Annotated in this window: 15 protein-coding genes; 10 read left to right on the top strand and 5 right to left on the bottom strand. The window is 68.2% G+C overall.

Annotation, left to right across the window (positions count from 1 at the left end):
* Positions 1-18: 18 nt before the first annotated feature.
* Genes A9K58_RS14960 through A9K58_RS14950 form a run of 3 tightly spaced genes read right to left on the bottom strand, consistent with a single transcriptional unit; the run spans position 19 to position 3,265 of the window.
* The gene (locus A9K58_RS14960) at positions 19-606 is read right to left on the bottom strand and encodes a cysteine dioxygenase family protein (RefSeq protein WP_065200089.1); all 588 of its coding nucleotides are present in this window, start codon (positions 604-606) and stop codon (positions 19-21) included.
* Positions 607-659: 53 nt separating this feature from the next.
* A complete protein-coding gene (locus A9K58_RS14955; RefSeq protein ID WP_065200088.1) occupies positions 660-2,285 on the bottom strand; it encodes a carboxylesterase/lipase family protein in 1,626 nt (541 codons plus the stop codon).
* A complete protein-coding gene (locus tag A9K58_RS14950; protein WP_231109327.1) occupies positions 2,282-3,265 on the bottom strand; it encodes an alpha/beta hydrolase in 984 nt (327 codons plus the stop codon). Before A9K58_RS14950 ends, A9K58_RS14955 begins: the two co-directional genes overlap by 4 nt.
* Positions 3,266-3,420: 155 nt before the next feature.
* Between A9K58_RS14950 and A9K58_RS14945 the strand changes: the two genes are divergently transcribed.
* The 9 genes from A9K58_RS14945 to A9K58_RS14905 all read left to right on the top strand — a co-directional run bounded on the left by A9K58_RS14945 (position 3,421) and on the right by A9K58_RS14905 (position 12,886).
* A complete protein-coding gene (locus A9K58_RS14945) occupies positions 3,421-4,248 on the top strand; it encodes a 2-keto-4-pentenoate hydratase (RefSeq protein ID WP_065200087.1) in 828 nt (275 codons plus the stop codon).
* 40 nt (positions 4,249-4,288) lie between these two features.
* On the top strand, positions 4,289-5,290 hold the full coding sequence (locus tag A9K58_RS14940) for a TRAP transporter substrate-binding protein (RefSeq protein ID WP_065200086.1): 1,002 nt from the start codon (positions 4,289-4,291) through the stop codon (positions 5,288-5,290).
* A gap of 10 nt (positions 5,291-5,300) precedes the next feature.
* The gene (locus A9K58_RS14935) at positions 5,301-5,831 is read left to right on the top strand and encodes a TRAP transporter small permease (protein ID WP_065200085.1); all 531 of its coding nucleotides are present in this window, start codon (positions 5,301-5,303) and stop codon (positions 5,829-5,831) included.
* Between the two features lie 3 nt (positions 5,832-5,834).
* Complete coding sequence (locus A9K58_RS14930; RefSeq protein WP_065200084.1) at positions 5,835-7,118, top strand: TRAP transporter large permease; 1,284 nt, start codon at positions 5,835-5,837, stop codon at positions 7,116-7,118.
* A gap of 16 nt (positions 7,119-7,134) precedes the next feature.
* Positions 7,135-8,721 carry a family 43 glycosylhydrolase gene (locus A9K58_RS14925; RefSeq protein WP_155760514.1) on the top strand — a complete coding sequence of 529 codons (1,587 nt, stop codon included), beginning with the start codon at positions 7,135-7,137 and terminating at the stop codon, positions 8,719-8,721.
* A gap of 39 nt (positions 8,722-8,760) precedes the next feature.
* A complete protein-coding gene (locus A9K58_RS14920; RefSeq protein ID WP_065200082.1) occupies positions 8,761-9,819 on the top strand; it encodes a LacI family DNA-binding transcriptional regulator in 1,059 nt (352 codons plus the stop codon).
* A 190-nt stretch (positions 9,820-10,009) separates the two neighbouring features.
* On the top strand, positions 10,010-10,858 hold the full coding sequence (gene kduI / locus A9K58_RS14915) for a 5-dehydro-4-deoxy-D-glucuronate isomerase (protein WP_065200081.1): 849 nt from the start codon (positions 10,010-10,012) through the stop codon (positions 10,856-10,858).
* A 79-nt stretch (positions 10,859-10,937) separates the two neighbouring features.
* The gene (gene kduD, locus A9K58_RS14910) at positions 10,938-11,693 is read left to right on the top strand and encodes a 2-dehydro-3-deoxy-D-gluconate 5-dehydrogenase KduD (RefSeq protein WP_065200080.1); all 756 of its coding nucleotides are present in this window, start codon (positions 10,938-10,940) and stop codon (positions 11,691-11,693) included.
* A 92-nt stretch (positions 11,694-11,785) separates the two neighbouring features.
* Positions 11,786-12,886 carry a GDSL-type esterase/lipase family protein gene (locus tag A9K58_RS14905; RefSeq protein WP_065200079.1) on the top strand — a complete coding sequence of 367 codons (1,101 nt, stop codon included), beginning with the start codon at positions 11,786-11,788 and terminating at the stop codon, positions 12,884-12,886.
* Between the two features lie 78 nt (positions 12,887-12,964).
* On the opposite strand, the gene phhA is transcribed toward A9K58_RS14905, so the two are convergent.
* Positions 12,965-13,858 carry a phenylalanine 4-monooxygenase gene (phhA, locus tag A9K58_RS14900; protein ID WP_065200078.1) on the bottom strand — a complete coding sequence of 298 codons (894 nt, stop codon included), beginning with the start codon at positions 13,856-13,858 and terminating at the stop codon, positions 12,965-12,967.
* 124 nt (positions 13,859-13,982) lie between these two features.
* Here phhA and A9K58_RS14895 point away from each other — a divergent pair, with 124 nt between their 5' ends.
* Entirely contained in the window at positions 13,983-14,468 is a 486-nt protein-coding gene (locus tag A9K58_RS14895; protein WP_065200077.1) for an Lrp/AsnC family transcriptional regulator, read from the top strand.
* 39 nt (positions 14,469-14,507) lie between these two features.
* On the opposite strand, the gene A9K58_RS14890 is transcribed toward A9K58_RS14895, so the two are convergent.
* A complete protein-coding gene (locus A9K58_RS14890) occupies positions 14,508-15,500 on the bottom strand; it encodes a patatin-like phospholipase family protein (protein ID WP_065200076.1) in 993 nt (330 codons plus the stop codon).
* Positions 15,501-15,612 lie beyond the last annotated feature (112 nt).

Here is a 15,612-nt window from a genome sequence, read left to right as displayed (position 1 = left end):
GGCACGCCCGGCACCCGGTCACGACGCTTCGGTCTCCATGGCTTTCACCCGCCGCTGGTACCAGTCATCGCCCAGCGGCTCGAAGACCGCGCTGCGTTCCATCACCCCTTGGTAGACATGCAGCGACACCGCGATGTCGTCGTCGCTGGCATTGCACAGCGTGTGGTATTCGTGCGGAGGAATCAGGCTGCCTGCGCTGCCGCGCTGGCCATGCAGGGCCGGCTGTGCGGCGAACCGATGCTGCTCGCCACGTTGTTCGAGCAATGCATAGGGCGTCACGACCAGCTCGCCGTGCCAGACGCCTTCCACGCACCACATGGCGTCATGGTCGTGCAGTGGCGTGCCCTGCCCCGGTGCCCAGCACATGGCGATCACGCTGTAGCCCAGCAAGGGGCTGCGATGCAGCTCGCGCCGGGCGTAGTGCCCTTGTACAGGGCGGCTGACGCAGGGCGGCAACTGGATTGCGGGATCGGCGATCGCATCGCGCAGGACGCGCTGCAGTGCCTCGGTGATCGCTGCCGGATCGTCCAGCTCGACGGCACGGTCGATCGCGGCAATCAGCCGCTCGCGGCCGTTGAACGGCAGTGGCGTGTTCGGCGCTTCCATGTATCCGACTCTAGCCGAGCCGGGTTAACAGAGCGTTTGTGCCGCGGTGTCATTCACTGCGTGCCGCGTTGCATGAACGGGACTTTCGCGTACAGCACACGCTCGCCGGCACGGGGATCATCGACCATGCGGCTTTCGCGGTCGAACAGCATGGTCTGGCGCCGGGGTAGCGCGTACGGTGCCCATTGCGACATTCCGCGATGATTGGGGTTGCCGTTGCGCGCGAAGGCGATCAGCGCGTCGCTCATTGTCGCCGCCAGCGCATGCGCGTCCGCGCCGCCTCCGGTGCGTGCGCCGGGCAGGCCGGCATTGTCGAACACCAGCGGAATGTCGAGGGTATGGAAGGCACGCAGGCGCCCGCCCTCCACCGGTGAACCCCAGTCGAGCTGGTAGGCCCAGGTTGGCGCCGCACCTCTCGGCTGGCGTGCACGGGCTTCGAGCTCCTCCACCGCACCGCGCCAGGAGCGCCCGGCCGTGGTCGCGGCGAAGAACACGTCCGATGGCGTGTAGTGCGGGTACAGCCGGCGGTACTCGGCAATCACCGTGGACGGCAGCAGGTCGACGAACTGCTGCTTCTCCAGCTGTGCCGGCAGCGTCTCCCAGGTCAAGGTGAAGTTGGCCGGGTCATTGCCGAGGAAGGCGCGCGTCTCGTCGCGGGTATTGCCGATCACCATCGGAATGGCCGCCGATTGCAGGGGGGCCTGCGGCCAGAACGGATGCACGGGCAGCGTCACTTCATCCAGCACCGGGCCGAAGTACAGCGCTGTGCTCTCCACGCGCGAGGGGTCCCGCGCACGGGTTGCCGCCAGCAGGTCCGCCGCCGGAAGGCGCAGCAGCGCGGCCAGATCCGCCGCGCCCGCCGCCTGCATGGCGATCGCCGCCCGCTGCGCGGCCGCGCGCGGTCCCGCTGCAGTGACCTGCTGGCCGCTCATCGTCCACGCGCGCTGGAACAGGCCGCGTGCAGCCGGCATCGCCATCAGCGTGGCGATCTTGGCGCCGCCGCCGGACTGGCCGAACACGGTAACGTTGCCGGCATCACCCCCAAACACGGCAGCATGTTCGCGCACCCAGTGCAGCGCCTGCACCAGGTCCAGCTGGCCGATGTTGCCCGAGGCGGCATAGCGCGCGTCTCCAAGGGCGCCCAGGTAAAGGTAGCCGAAGGCATTCAGCCGATGGTTGACGGTGACCACCACCACATCGCCGCGGCGGCACAGGGCAGCGCCGTCATACAGCGGGTCGCTGCCGGAGCCGTTGTTGAAGCCGCCGCCGTGGATGTACACCAGGACCGGTCGCCGGCCACCGTCCCCAAGCGCAGGAGTCCACACGTTGAGGAACAGGCAGTCCTCGCTGCCCGGCCCGTCGGCACCGCCCTGCGGTGCAGCAGCGCCGTACTCGAGGGCATCGGCGATGCCGGACCAGGTGGCTTCGGGGCGTGGCGGCTGGAAGCGGTGGTCACTGGTGTCGGCGCCATAGCGCAGGCCGCGGAACACCAGCACGCCCTGCTCGTACTGGCCGCGCACACGCCCGCTGCGCACCCGTGCCAGTGGCAGGCGTGCATCGCGCGGACCCGGCACAGCGGCCTGACCGGGCCACGCCGGTGCCGTTACGGTGGCGAGGGCGCAGCACAGGCTGTCGCGCAGGAAGTGGCGGCGTGGCAGGTCGGCGGGCGCATCGATCATCGCTGCGCCTCCGCCGCCTCGAACCAGCGTTGCGCCAGCTCGGGCCACAGCGCCAGCGTCGTGCCGGCGCGCACCTGCATTCCGAATCCATGGCCGCCGCGGGCAAACACATGCAGCTCATGCTCGATGCCGGCCCTGGCCAGCGCCTCCGCCATCATCTCGCTGTTGCGCGCGCTGACCACGCCATCGTCATTGGCGTGGATCAGCATCGTCGGCGGCATGCCCGCACGGACGTGTTGCTGTACCGAGTACCGGGCAGCCAATGCGGCATCAGGATGCTCGCCGAGCAGGCGACTGCGCGACCCGCTGTGCGCCTGTGCGCCCATGTCGATGACCGGGTAGACCAGCACCACGCGCGCCGGACGCGCGCTTGACCGGTCGAGCGCATCGCGTGCGGGATAGACCGGCAAGTCGAAGCCGGTAGCCAACCGCGCGGCGACATGGCCGCCGGCCGAGAAGCCCATCACACCGATGCTGCCGGCGTCGAGGTGGCGCCGCGCAGCCTGGTCGCGTATCACCCGCATCGCACGCTGCGCATCGGCCAGTGCGGCCTGGCGATCGCGCCCCGGCTGCGGCAGGCGATAGCGCAGGACGAACAGCGTATAGCCCGCCCGATCCACCCACTCCGGTACCAGTGCGCTGTCCTCCTTGTCGATCACCACCCGCTGGTAACCGCCGCCCGGGATCACCAGCAAGGCCCGGCCGTTCGGTCGTGCCGGCGCGTGCACCAGCAGATAGGGGGCATCGATCCCATCCACGAACCGGTCCGGGTGGGCCGGTTCGGCGCTGCGTTCGACTACCCGCGCCGGTCGCGCCGGCGCGGTTTCGCCGGGCACCTGCCCGGATGGCCACAGCGGCAGCTGCTCGCCGGGCAGTTCCCGGCCCGGCCGCTGGCCCTCGCGCAGTGGACTATCGCCGGCGCGCGCCAGGGCAACGAAGAGCAGCGCGGGCAGGCAGATCAGCAGGATCGGCAGACGCATGACGGACCAGGCTCCAACAGGGAAGGGACAGCGTGCCGTTCGCCCTGAGGCAGGCAGGTGATGCGCTGCCGCTTGCGTGATGACACCGGTTTACCATATACAGCTTCTGCAGACGCTGTCGATGGGCAGTGCAACACGCCAGAGGGAGACCGTTCTTGAGCAACGAACATGGCACGCAGGGGCAGGCGCCCGCGCCGGACGAGGCCGCTGCCATCGCCCGGGCCTTCACCGCAGCACGCCGCGCCGGCCAGGCACTGCCCGACTTTCCGGGCACCATTCCGGCCGACCTGGTGAGCGCCTATCAGGTGCAGGACCTGGCGATCGCCGCCTGGGGCGACCAGGTGGTGGGCTGGAAGGTGGGGTACATCGCCGAGGAACGCCGCGACGCCTCCGGGGACGAACGGCTGCTGGGCCCGATCTTCAAGCGTCAGCTCTGGAATGATACCGGTGGAACAACCGCCATTCCGGTGTTCGCCGGAGGCTTCGGCGCCGTCGAGGCAGAGTATGTACTGGAGCTTCTGGAGGACGCCCCCGCCGGGCAGCTGCACTGGTCCCCGGAGCAGGCGGAAGCGCTTCCGGCCCGGTTGCATATCGGCGTGGAGGTTGCCAGCAGCCCGCTGGCCACCATCAACGTGCTGGGTCCGCGCGTGGTGGTCTCCGATTTCGGCAACAACAATGGCCTGGTGCTGGGGCCGGAGATCGTCGACTGGACGACCCGCGATGAGACCGCGCTGCGTGCGGAGACCGTCATCGACGGCGAGGTGGTCGGCACCGGCGGTGCCACCCGCCTGCCCGGTGGCCTGCGCGCGGCCTATGCCTTCGCGCTGTCCCGTTCGGCGCAGCGTGGCCGGCCGCTGCGCAAGGGTGACCTGATCGCCACCGGCAATGCCACCGGCATCCACGATATCGAGGCAGGACAAACGGCGCTGGTGCGCTTTGCCGGCTTCGGAGACATTGCCTGCCGGGCCGTGCCGGCGGGATGACCGCCGGCCAGGCCTGGTGAACACGCGCGGGAGGGCGCAGATGATCACACGACGTAATTTCCTGGCCGGCGGCGCCGCTGCGCTGGCGACGCCGATGTTCGCCGCCTGCGGGCGTGGGGCCGCAGGCGACGTGGACGGCAGCACCCTGCTGACCGCGACCGACGTGCACGTGGCCGACTACCCCACCGTCACCGCGGTGAAGTGGATCGGCGAGACCCTGCAGCGTGAGACCAACGGCCGCCTGCGGCTGCGGCAGTACCACTCGGGCCAGCTGGGCCGCGAGTCGGAAGCGATCGACATGGCGCGCTTTGGCGCCATCGACATCACCCGCGTGTATGCCGGTGCACTCAACAACGCATTTCCGCTGACCCAGGCACTGTGCCTGCCGTACGTCTTCAGGTCGGTCGCGCAGCAGCGCGCCGCACTCGATGGCGGCGTGGCCGACGCGGTGCTGCGTGGCTTTGAAGGCCGCGATCTGGTCGGCCTGGCGATCTACGACTCCGGTGCACGCTGCTTCTACAACACCAAGCACCCCATCGTTTCGCCCAGGGACCTGCACGGCCTGAAGCTGCGCGTCGCCTCATCGGACATCTTCATCCAGCTGATGCGCCTGCTCGGCGCCAACCCGACGCCGATGTCGCTGGGCGACACGTTTTCCGGCATGGAGACCCACATGATCGACGGCGCCGAGAACAACATGCGCAGCTTCCATTCCAGCCGCCATTTCGAAGCCGCGCACTACTGGTCGCAGAGCGACCATTCGTATGCGCCGGACGTCCTGCTGATGTCGCGGGCCCGTTTTGAACGCCTCAGCCCGGATGACCGCCAGCTGCTGCTGCACACCGCCCGCGCATCGGTGGCGGTGATGCGTGAGCAGTGGGACGCATCGGAGGATGCCGCGCGCCGGGCGGTGCTGGCCTACGGAGTGAAGGCCAACGAGGTCGACATGGCGGCCTTCCGCGATGCAGCCCAGCCGCTGCTGAAGCACTACCTGCAGCAGCCTGGCATCGCCGCGCTGGTTGACCGCATCCGTGCCGCCTGAGGATACCGCCATGACCGAAACGACGACGTCCACCACCGGACCCGGCCAGCGCCTGCTGGACCGCATTGCCGACATCGCCATCTACGGCGCCGTCGCCGCCCTGCTGGGGCTGGTGGTGGTGCAGGGCTGGCAGGTGTTCGCGCGCTACGTGATCAACGATTCGCCCAGCTGGACCGAGCCGGTCACCCTGCTGCTGCTGGCCACGGCGATGAGCCTGGGCGCGGCCTGCGGCGTGCACAGCAACCGCCACTTCGGCTTCTTCCTGCTGCATGCCTACATGGGCGCCGGCCTGCGCCGCGCGGTGGACGTGCTGGTGCAGCTGGTGGTGGCGGTGCTGGGCGGCTTCATCGCGTTCTGGTCGGCCGACCTGCTGGTCGACGGACTGGACATCAAGACCGCCGGTGCCAACCTGCCGCAGAGCATCAACTACCTGCCGCTGGCGGTGGGGGGCGCGCTGATGCTGATGTTTGCACTGAACCGCGCGTGGAACGCGCTGCAGGCCCGCGCCGCCGGCGCCGAAGACGCTGAAGGAGATCGTTGATCCATGGGTATCGCCCTTCTCTTCTCCGTATTCGCCGTCCTGCTGCTGCTCGGCGTGCCGGTCGCCTACGCGCTGGCCGCTGCGGCACTGGCCACCCTGCTGTACCTGGATATCCCCAGCATCGTGCTGGTGCAGCAGATCTCGGCCGGTACCGGCTCCGCTTCGCTCATCGCCATTCCACTGTTCATCTTTGCCGGCGAGATCATGATGCGCGGCGGCATCTCCGAGCGCCTGATCGCACTGGCCTCGTCGCTGGTCGGGCGCCTGCGCGGTGGCCTGGGCCAGGTGTCGATCCTGTCCTCGCTGTTCTTCGGCGGTGTTTCCGGTTCGGCCATCGCCGACGTCTCGGCGGTCGGCGGCACGATGATCCCGCAGATGGTCAAGCGCGGCTACGACCGCGATTTCGCCGTCAACGTCAGCATCACCGCGGCGCTGGTGGCCCTACTGGTGCCTCCGTCGCACAACCTGATCCTGTTCTCGGCTGCAGCAGGCGGTGGCCTGTCGATCGCCGATCTGTTCGCTGCGGGCATCGTACCGGCGCTGCTGATGACGTTGGCGCTGATGGCCACCGGCTATGTGGTCGCACGCCGTCGCGGCTACGGGGTGGAAGTGTTTCCTGGCTGGCGCGCGGTGCTGCTCCGCGTGGTGTCCGCCCTGCCCGGCCTGGGCCTGGTCGCGCTGATCTTCGTCGGTATCCGTGCCGGCATCTTCACTGCCGTGGAAAGCGCAGCCATCGCCGTGGTCTACGCCCTGCTGGTGACCACCGTGCTGTACCGGCAGCTGCGCTGGCGCGAGTTCTTCGACACCGTCATCCATGCCGCGCGCAGTACCGGCGTGATCCTGTTCGTGATCGCCACCGCGGCGGTGTTCGGCTGGCTGCTGGCGTACCTGCAGGTGCCGGCTGCCGCCGTCGAGTTCCTGCAGTCGTTCGCGCACAGCCGCTTCATGGTGCTGCTGATGATCGTGGTGATGCTGCTGTTGCTGGGCACCTTCATGGACCTGGCGCCGATGATCCTGATCTGCACGCCGATCTTCCTGCCGGTGGCGCGCGCCTACGGCATCGATCCGATCCACTTCGGCCTGGTGCTGGTGCTCACCGGCGGCCTCGGCCTGGTCACCCCGCCAGTCGGCTCGGTGCTGTTCATCGGCACCTCCATCGGCAAGATCAGCGTGGGCCAGAGCATGCGCACCATCTGGCCATTCTGGCTTGTCGCGTTGGCGGTGCTGCTTGCAGTGGCCTTCTTCCCGGGCCTGTCGTTGTGGTTGCCCGCCGCCCTGCGCGGCTGACCCGCAGGAGATGCTGATGCGCGCGATCCTCCCCTTCCTTGCCAGCCTGTGCCTGGTCGTGCCGGTACTGGTTCCGTCGCCCGCCGTGGCGACCGGGCCAGCCACGGTGCATTGGGCACAGGGTATTGAACAGCAACGCCAAGCCGACCTGGGCGATGGCACCTTCCTGAATCCGGTGCTGGCCGGTGACCGGCCCGATCCGTCGGTGCTCAAGGACGGCGAGGACTACTACCTCACCCTGTCCTCGTTCGACGCCTATCCAGGCCTGCCCCTCTGGCACTCGCGCGACCTGGTCAACTGGCAGCCGCTCGGCCACGCGATCACCCGCAACGTCGGAGCAATCTGGGCCCCGGACCTGGTCAGGCACGACGGCCGGTATTACATCTACTTCCCGGCGCGGACCGGTGAGCGCCGCAGCAACTTCGTGGTGTGGGCCGACGACATCCGTGGCCCGTGGAGCGAGCCGATCGACATCGGCCTGGGCGGCTACATCGACCCCGGCCACGCCGTGGGCGAGGACGGCAAGCGCTACCTGTTCCTCAGCGGCGGCGACTACGTGCAGCTGGCCGATGACGGACTGAGCGTGGCCGGCCCGCCCAGGCACGTCTACGACGGCTGGCGCTACCCGCAGGACTGGGACGTGGAAGCGTACGCGCAGGAAGGACCGAAAATCACCCGGAACAACGGCTGGTTCTACATGACCACCGCGGTGGGCGGCACCGCCGGGCCACCGACCGGCCACATGGTGATCACCGCGCGCTCGCGCTCGATCCATGGGCCTTGGGAAAACGCACCCAACAATCCGATCACCCGCACCCGCTCGGCGGCCGAGCCATGGTGGTCGCGCGGCCATGCCACGCTGGTCGAGGGCACCGATGGGCGCTGGTGGATGATGTACCACGGTTACGAGAATGGATTCTGGACACTGGGACGACAGGCGCTGCTGGACCCGATCGAATGGACCGACGATGGCTGGTTCGTCGCCCGCGGCGGCGATCTCGGCCAGCCGCTGCGCAAGCCCTCGGGCAGCGCGCTGCCACACGGCATGGCTCTTTCCGACGACTTCCGCGGCCCGGCACTCGGGCCGCAATGGGCGTTCTTCAACCCGGCAGCCGACGAATACCAGCGGCTGCACTTCGTCGCGGAGGGGCTGCAGGTGCGCGGCAAGGGCAGCACGCCCCGCGACGCTTCACCGCTGACCGCCATCGCCGGTGATCCGGCCTACCAGTTCGAGGTGGAGCTGGAAATTGCGCCCGGCGCAGTGGGCGGTGCCCTGCTGTTCTACAGCGACCGCCTTTACGCCGGCGTCGGCAGCAACGGCGAGCAGTTCATCCTGCACCGCTACGGCGAGGAGCGCCCCACCCGCCTGGCGCCGAGTGCCAAGGGCGGCCGGTTGTGGCTGCGGGTTACCAACAACCGCCACATCGTCACCGTCCACACCCGTACCGACGGCACCGCCTGGCAGAAGTATCCGGTTCAGATGGAAGTGTCCGGTTACCATCACAATGTAGCCGGCAGGTTCCTGGCACTGAAGCCGGCCCTGTATGCGGCCGGTGACGGTACGGTAACCTTCCGCAGCTTCCGCTATCGCGCGCTGGACTGAGCGCGAGGCCGGAATTCCCAGACCTACCGGGTTCAAAACATGTCAGTGCGCAACAAGAACGATGCCGCCCCGCCGGCATTGGCGAAGGGCAAGGCCGCCACGATCAACGACATCGCGCGACTGTCGGGGGTATCCAAGAAAACGGTTTCAAGAATCATCAACAACTCGCCGCTGGTGCGCAAGGATACGCGCGACAAGGTGGAAGCACTGATGCGGGAAGTGGGCTATACGCCGGACCCGTTGGCCCGGGGCCTGGCGTTCCGCCGCTCGTTCCTGATCGGCATGGTCTACGACAACCCCACCGCGCAGTACATCGTGGACATGCAATATGGCGCGCTGGACGCATTGCGTGGCACCAGCTTCGAGCTGGTGGTGCATCCGTGTGACAGCCGCAGCCCGGGCTATATCGAAGGCGTGCGGCGCTTCGTGCAGCAACAGAAACTGCACGGGGTGATCCTGGTGCCGCGTGCTTCGGAAGACCAGGCGCTGGCCGACATGCTGGACGAGATCGGCTGCCGCTTCACCCGCGTGGCCGCGTTGCCGCTGGACGAGACCTCGCAGATGGTGGTTACCCACGACCGCGACGGTGCAGCCGAGGCCGCCGATTACCTGCTTTCGCTCGGGCACCGCGACATCGCCCTGGTGACCGGCCCCAGCGCCTACCGCTCGGCCCACGAGCGCACCGCCGGCTTCATCGATGCGCTGTCCCAGCGCGGCATCGAATTGCCGAAGGACCGCATCGTCGAAGCCGGCTACACGTTTGAGTCAGGTGTGGCAGCGGCCGAAAAGCTGCTGCTCGGCAAGCGCCGCCCGACCGCCATCTTCACCGGCAACGACGAAATGGCTGCCGGCATCTACAAGGTGGCGCTGCGCTCGGGTATCAGCATCCCGCGCCAGCTGTCCATCGTCGGCTACGACGACAGTCCGCTCGCATCGCGGCTGTGGCCACCGCTGACGTCGGTGCGCCGGCACACCCGCGATACTGGGCGCACGGCCGCCGCGATGCTGATCCAGCCCGAAGGCCAGGCCGCGCTGCCCATCGCCAGCGTGCGGCCGCACCTGATCGTCCGCGACTCCTGCCAGCCGCCGGAGGATTGATCCCTGCGGGATCAATCCTGCAGGTCACGACCGTGGGTCGTGACACGCCACCTGCCCGATCGACCGCGCCCTGCCCGGGCAACCCCGGCATCGTGCGGCGCAAAATGACACCGGTTTCCTTTCTGGCTAGAATCGATCGTGAACCGCGCCGGGGCCGATCCGCCGGCCCGCCCCCCGCCCTGGAGACGCCATGTACTGCAAGACCCACTACGCCACGCACCCCGAAGCCATCGTCGGCGCCAGCAACGATCAGCTGCGCGACCTGTACCTGCTCGACGGCCTGTTCAACGCCGGTGCGGTGACCCTGAAGTACACCCACTACGAGCGCTTCGTGATTGGCGGCGCAGCCCCGGTCGATGCCCCGGTGGCCCTGCCCACGCAGACCGAACCGGCCTCGGCCGCCGGCCATCCGTTCCTGGAGCGCCGCGAGCTGGGCGTGATCAACGTCGGCAGCGGCACCGGTACGGTTACCGTTGACGGTACCGTGTACACCCTGGGCCCGAAGGACGGCCTGTACGTGGCCATGGGCAGCAGGGAGGTGGTCTTTGCCTCGCAGGACGCGGCCAGCCCGGCGCTGTTCTACCTGGCCTCGACGCCAGCGCACGCGCGCTTCGAGACGCGGCAGCTGTCGATCAGCGATGCCGTCGCACTGGACCGTGGCGCGCTGGAAACCAGCAACGAGCGCACCATCTACCAGTACATCGTGCCGGCCACCTGCCCGTCCTCGCAGCTGCTGCTGGGGCTGACCGTGCTCAAGCCGGGCAGCGTGTGGAACACCATGCCGCCGCACCTGCACGACCGCCGCAGCGAGGTCTACTTCTACTTCGACCTGGGCGACAGCGACCGTGTCTACCACTTCATGGGCGAGCCGGCCGCGCAGCGCCACATCGTGATCCAGAACAACGAAGCGGTGGTGTCGCCGCCGTGGTCGATCCATATGGGCGCCGGCACCAGCAACTACGCCTTCATCTGGGCGATGGGCGGCGAGAACCTGGACTACACCGACATGCACGTGCTGGACATCTGCCAGCTGAAGTAAGCCCCGCCGGGCCATCGCGCGTCCCGCCGGTGGCCCTCCGCCCGCATCACGCACGCCTCTATCAAGGAACGCATACGCAATGGCTAATCCCTTCAGCCTGGAAGGCAAGGTCGCTCTGGTAACCGGTGGCAATACCGGCCTGGGCCAGGGCATCGCCGTGGCGCTGGCCGCCGCAGGCGCCGATGTCGCCGTGGCCGGTATCGCGCCACCCACCGGCACCATCGAGAGGATCACCGCACTGGGCCGCCGCTGCTTGGCGATCGAAGCCAACCTGATCAGCATCGAACCGGTGGCGCGCGTGGTCCGCGAAACCATCGAGGGCCTGGGCGGCCTGGACATCCTGGTCAACAACGCCGGCCTGATCCGTCGCGCCGATGCGGTGGACTTCAGCGAGCAGGACTGGGACGACGTGATGAACGTCAACCTCAAGTCCGCCTTCTTCATTTCGCAGGCTGCCGGACGCCACTTCCTCGAACAGGGCCGCGGCAAGATCATCAACATCGCTTCGATGCTGTCCTTCCAGGGCGGTATCCGCGTGCCGTCGTACACCGCCAGCAAGAGCGGCATTGCCGGCATCACCCGGCTGCTGGCCAACGAGTGGGCGGGCAAGGGCATCAACATCAATGCCATCGCCCCGGGCTACATGGCCACCGACAACACCGCCCAGCTGCGCGCCGACGAAGCGCGCAACAAGGCGATCCTGGAGCGCATCCCGGCCGGTCGCTGGGGCACGCCGGACGACCTGGCCGGCGCGGCCGTGTTCCTGGCGTCGTCGGCGTCAGACTACATCAACGGCGCCGTGCTGCCGGTCGATGGTGGGTGGCTGGCGCGCTGACGCGGCAAGGCGACGAACGGTGAGTGCGGACCTTGGTCCGCACCGCTTTCCCAAAGCAGCCGAGCACGGCTCGGCTCTACAAGGGCCTGGCCATGCGCAAGCTGTTGCTGTTGCTGCTGCTGTCGTGCACCACCGCGCAGGCGGCGCCCGTGCGGGTCTTCATTGCCGGTGATTCCACCGCCGCCGAATACGGGCCCGAGCGCGCACCACAGGCGGGCTGGGGCCAAGCGCTGCAGAGCTATCTGGACCCGGCGCGGTTCGAGGTGCATAACCATGCCAAGGGCGGGCGCAGCACGCGCAGTTTCATCGACGAAGGGCGCCTGGATGCCATCGCCGCCGGGCTGCGCCGCGGCGACGTGCTGCTGATCCAGTTCGGCCACAACGACGCGAAGTTCGAAGACCGCACGCGCTATGCCGATCCGGACAGCGACTACCCGCGCCTGCTGATGCGTTACGTGCAGGTGGCGCGCGGCAAGGGCGCCACGCCGGTGCTGGTCACGCCGGTGGCGCGGCTGCTGTACGACTTCGGATCACTGCTGGACACGCATGGCCGCTACACGCAGTCGATGAAGGCGTTGGCGGGGCGCGAGCAGATTGCGCTGATTGATCTGAATGACCGCAGCACGCGCTGGATCCGCGCGCTGGGCGAGCAGGGCGCGCGACCTTACTTCCTGTTCGTGCCCGAGCGGGACAAGGCCGATGGCACCCATTTCAGCGTGGCTGGCGCCAATGCGGTGGCCTGCCTGGTACTGCGCGAGGCGGTGCCGCTGCTGCCGGCGCTGCAATCGGCGCTGGTGCGTGATATCGATTGCGAAGTGATGGGGGCAGGGCAGGGCGCCGATGCAACGCCGCCCTCGCAGGTGCTGCACGAGGACGCGGTTGCGCGCGCGCAGCCCGGCCCGCATGGCGGACCGGGGCCGACCACCGCATATCCGTTCTTCACCGATGTGGCGGACCTGCCGTTCGTGCTGCGCAAGCGCGTGCTGCACAAGGGCGCGGGCATCGGCCTGCACCCGCAGCACAAGGACGAGATCTACTACATCGTCAGCGGGCAGGGTAGCTACGTGCTGGATGGAAAGCAGTACGACGTGGGCCCCGGCCACGCGTTGCTGACCCGGAAGGGCAGCAGCCATGCGCTGCAGCAGGTAGGCGAGGAGGATCTGGTGGTACTGCTGGCGTACCCGCGCGATTGATGGGCCGCCGAGCGCCGGTTCAGCTCTACACCGTGCTGCGGTGGCCTGTAGAGCCGCGCCCATGCTCGGCGGTGCGCATCACACGTCGCCGCCGTCGGCCCAGCCTTCACCCGTGCCCTTCTGGAACACGCGGTCGTCGTCCTGCACGTCACCGGCAGGCAGGTGCGCCTGGTCGGCCAGTGCCGCGTAGATCGGGGTGAAGTCCGGCGACGTCGCCTGCATCAGCTGTTCGAAGCTGTCGATGACGAAGTAGGTCTTCTGGAAGGTGTCGATGCGGTACCTGGTGCGCATGATCCGCTGCAGGTCGAAACCGATGCGGTTGGGCGCGGCCGATTCCAGCGAGTACAGCGATTCGCCCTTCGACGACACAATGCCGGCACCGTAGATGCGCAGGCCGTCGGGCGTATCGATCAGGCCGAATTCCACCGTGTACCAGTACAGGCGGGTCAGGTTCTGCAGCGCGTCCGGACCGATCGCGTGGGCCTTCACACCCCCACGGCCGTACGCCTCCATGTAGTCGGCGAACACCGGGTTCATCAGCAGCGGCACGTGGCCGAACAGATCGTGGAACAGGTCCGGCTCGGCGATGTAGTCGATCTGGTCCGGGCGACGGATCCACCAGGTCACCGGGAAGCGGCGGTTGGCCAGGTGGTCGAAGAAATCCAGTTCCGGCAGCAGGCCTTCCACGCCGACCAGGGTCCAGCCGGTGGCGGCCCCAAGCACCTCGTTGAGCTGGTCGAAGCGCGGGATCATGTGCGCGCTCATGCCCATCTCGTCCTGTGCATCCAGGAATTCCTGGCAGGCACGACCGACCAGCAGCTCGCGCTGGCGCTGGTACAGCGTGCTCCAGGTGGCATGGTCGTCGGCGGTATAGGTGTCCCACGGCTGCTCGACGAGCGCGGTGGTGTACACCGGCACGTAGCCCTTGTCGGTCTGCTGGTGTTCGACGCGGCGGGGCGGGGCGAGGTCCATGGAGCACTCCTTGACGGGATGCCACGATGCTAGGGCAGGGCACGCGCAACAGGGTTGCAAAAGTTGCGCAGATTGGCCTCTTCGGCGCAATATCCTTGCGTACTCACCATGTTGCGGGGCAACAATGGCCGGAGAAGTCCAGTTCGATCGCACGGATATACGCTTGCTGGCTGAAATCCAGCGGGATGGGCGCGCCACCAATGCCGAACTGGCGGCGCGGGTCAACCTTTCGCCCTCGGCTTGCCTGCGCCGCCTGCAGCGGCTGGAGAGCGAGGGCGTGATCGTCGGTTATGGCGCACGGCTTGAGCCGCGGCAGCTGCGCCTGGGCCTGCAGGCTTTCGTGCGCGTGCAGCTGGAAAAGCACGATCAGGCCGCCATCGCGCATTTTGTCGAGAGCGTGCAGGGCTGGGACGAAGTCGTGGCCTGCCACGCGCTGACCGGCGACATGGACTACCTGCTGCATGTGTACGTGCGCGACCTGGAGCACTTCTCGCGCTTCCTGCTGGACCGCCTGCTCAACGCCGGCGGCGTGGCCGACGCCAATTCCAGCTTCGTGCTGCGCACGGTGAAGCGGTTCCAGGCGTTGCCGCTGTCGCAGCTGGAGAGCTGAACGACCACCGGTCGCAACCGGTGGCCACGCGCTACCGGATCAGCACTTGTCCTTGCGACCGATCAGCCTGCCCAGGCGTGAAGCTTCCTCGCACTTCGGCGCGGCCACCGGAGCCGGTGCCGCTGCAGCGGCGCGGGCGCGCTGCAGCTGCTGGATCTTCTCGCGGATCTGCGGCATCGCGGCCATCGCGGCCTTTTCGCCTTCCAGGATCGCGGTACCACGCTGGCTGAAATCGGCGGCGCCGATGTCCAGCACCTTCGGGCGGATGACGATGTCGGCGCGGGCCAGTTCCTGTTCGCCCAGGCGCTGGCCCATGATCGAGATCGACTGGTTGACGATGCCCAGCATATCGGTCGGTGCCTTGCCGCTGGCCTTGCTGGAGATGTCCACCGCGATCACGAAGTCGGCACCGAGCTGGCGCGCGGCATCCACCGGCACCGGGCTGACCACGCCGCCGTCGACGTAGTTGCGGCCGCCGATCTTCACCGGCTCGAACACGCCGGGGATACTGCTGGAGGCACGCACGGCCTGGCCGACGTTGCCACGCACGAAGACCGCGCGCTCGCCGGTTTCCAGCTGGGTGGCAACGGCGGCAAAGGGCTTCTTCAAACGCTCGGCGGGGCGGTTGGCCACCTGTTCGTTGACGTAGTCCTGCAGCTTCTGCCCCTGCACCAGGCCACCGGAGAACAGGCGCACGTCACGGATGCTGGCTTCGTCCAGCGCCACCGCCCTGCTCTGCATCTGGAACGCATCCATGCCGCTGGCATACAACGCGCCGACCACGCTGCCGGCGCTGGTGCCGGCGACCACGGCCGGCTCGAAGCCATTGGCCTCAAGCATCTTGATCACGCCGATATGGGCGAAGCCCTTGGCGGCGCCACCGCCGAGGGCGATGCCGATCTTCACCGGCTTGGCCTGTGGTACCACCGCCGGCGCCGGGGGCGGCGTGGGACGGACCGGGTCACCCCCGCAGCCGGCCAGCAGGCCGATCAGGGCAACAGGCAGCAGCATGCGGGGGCGGAACAGGCTCATCGGCAGTGCGCTCGGGGCGCCGGATTCAGGAAAGGGCGCCAGCATACCGAAGCCGCGGCGGGCCGGGCAGGGTGGGGCGAGCTCCCTATTCAGAAAAAGAGGACCGCGGCAG

It is taken from the genome of Stenotrophomonas maltophilia, assembly GCF_001676385.1.
Classification (GTDB): Bacteria; Pseudomonadota; Gammaproteobacteria; order Xanthomonadales; family Xanthomonadaceae; genus Stenotrophomonas; species Stenotrophomonas maltophilia_J.
Note: the sequence above shows the minus strand (reverse complement) of the source record. Positions and strands in the feature narration are given on the sequence as shown.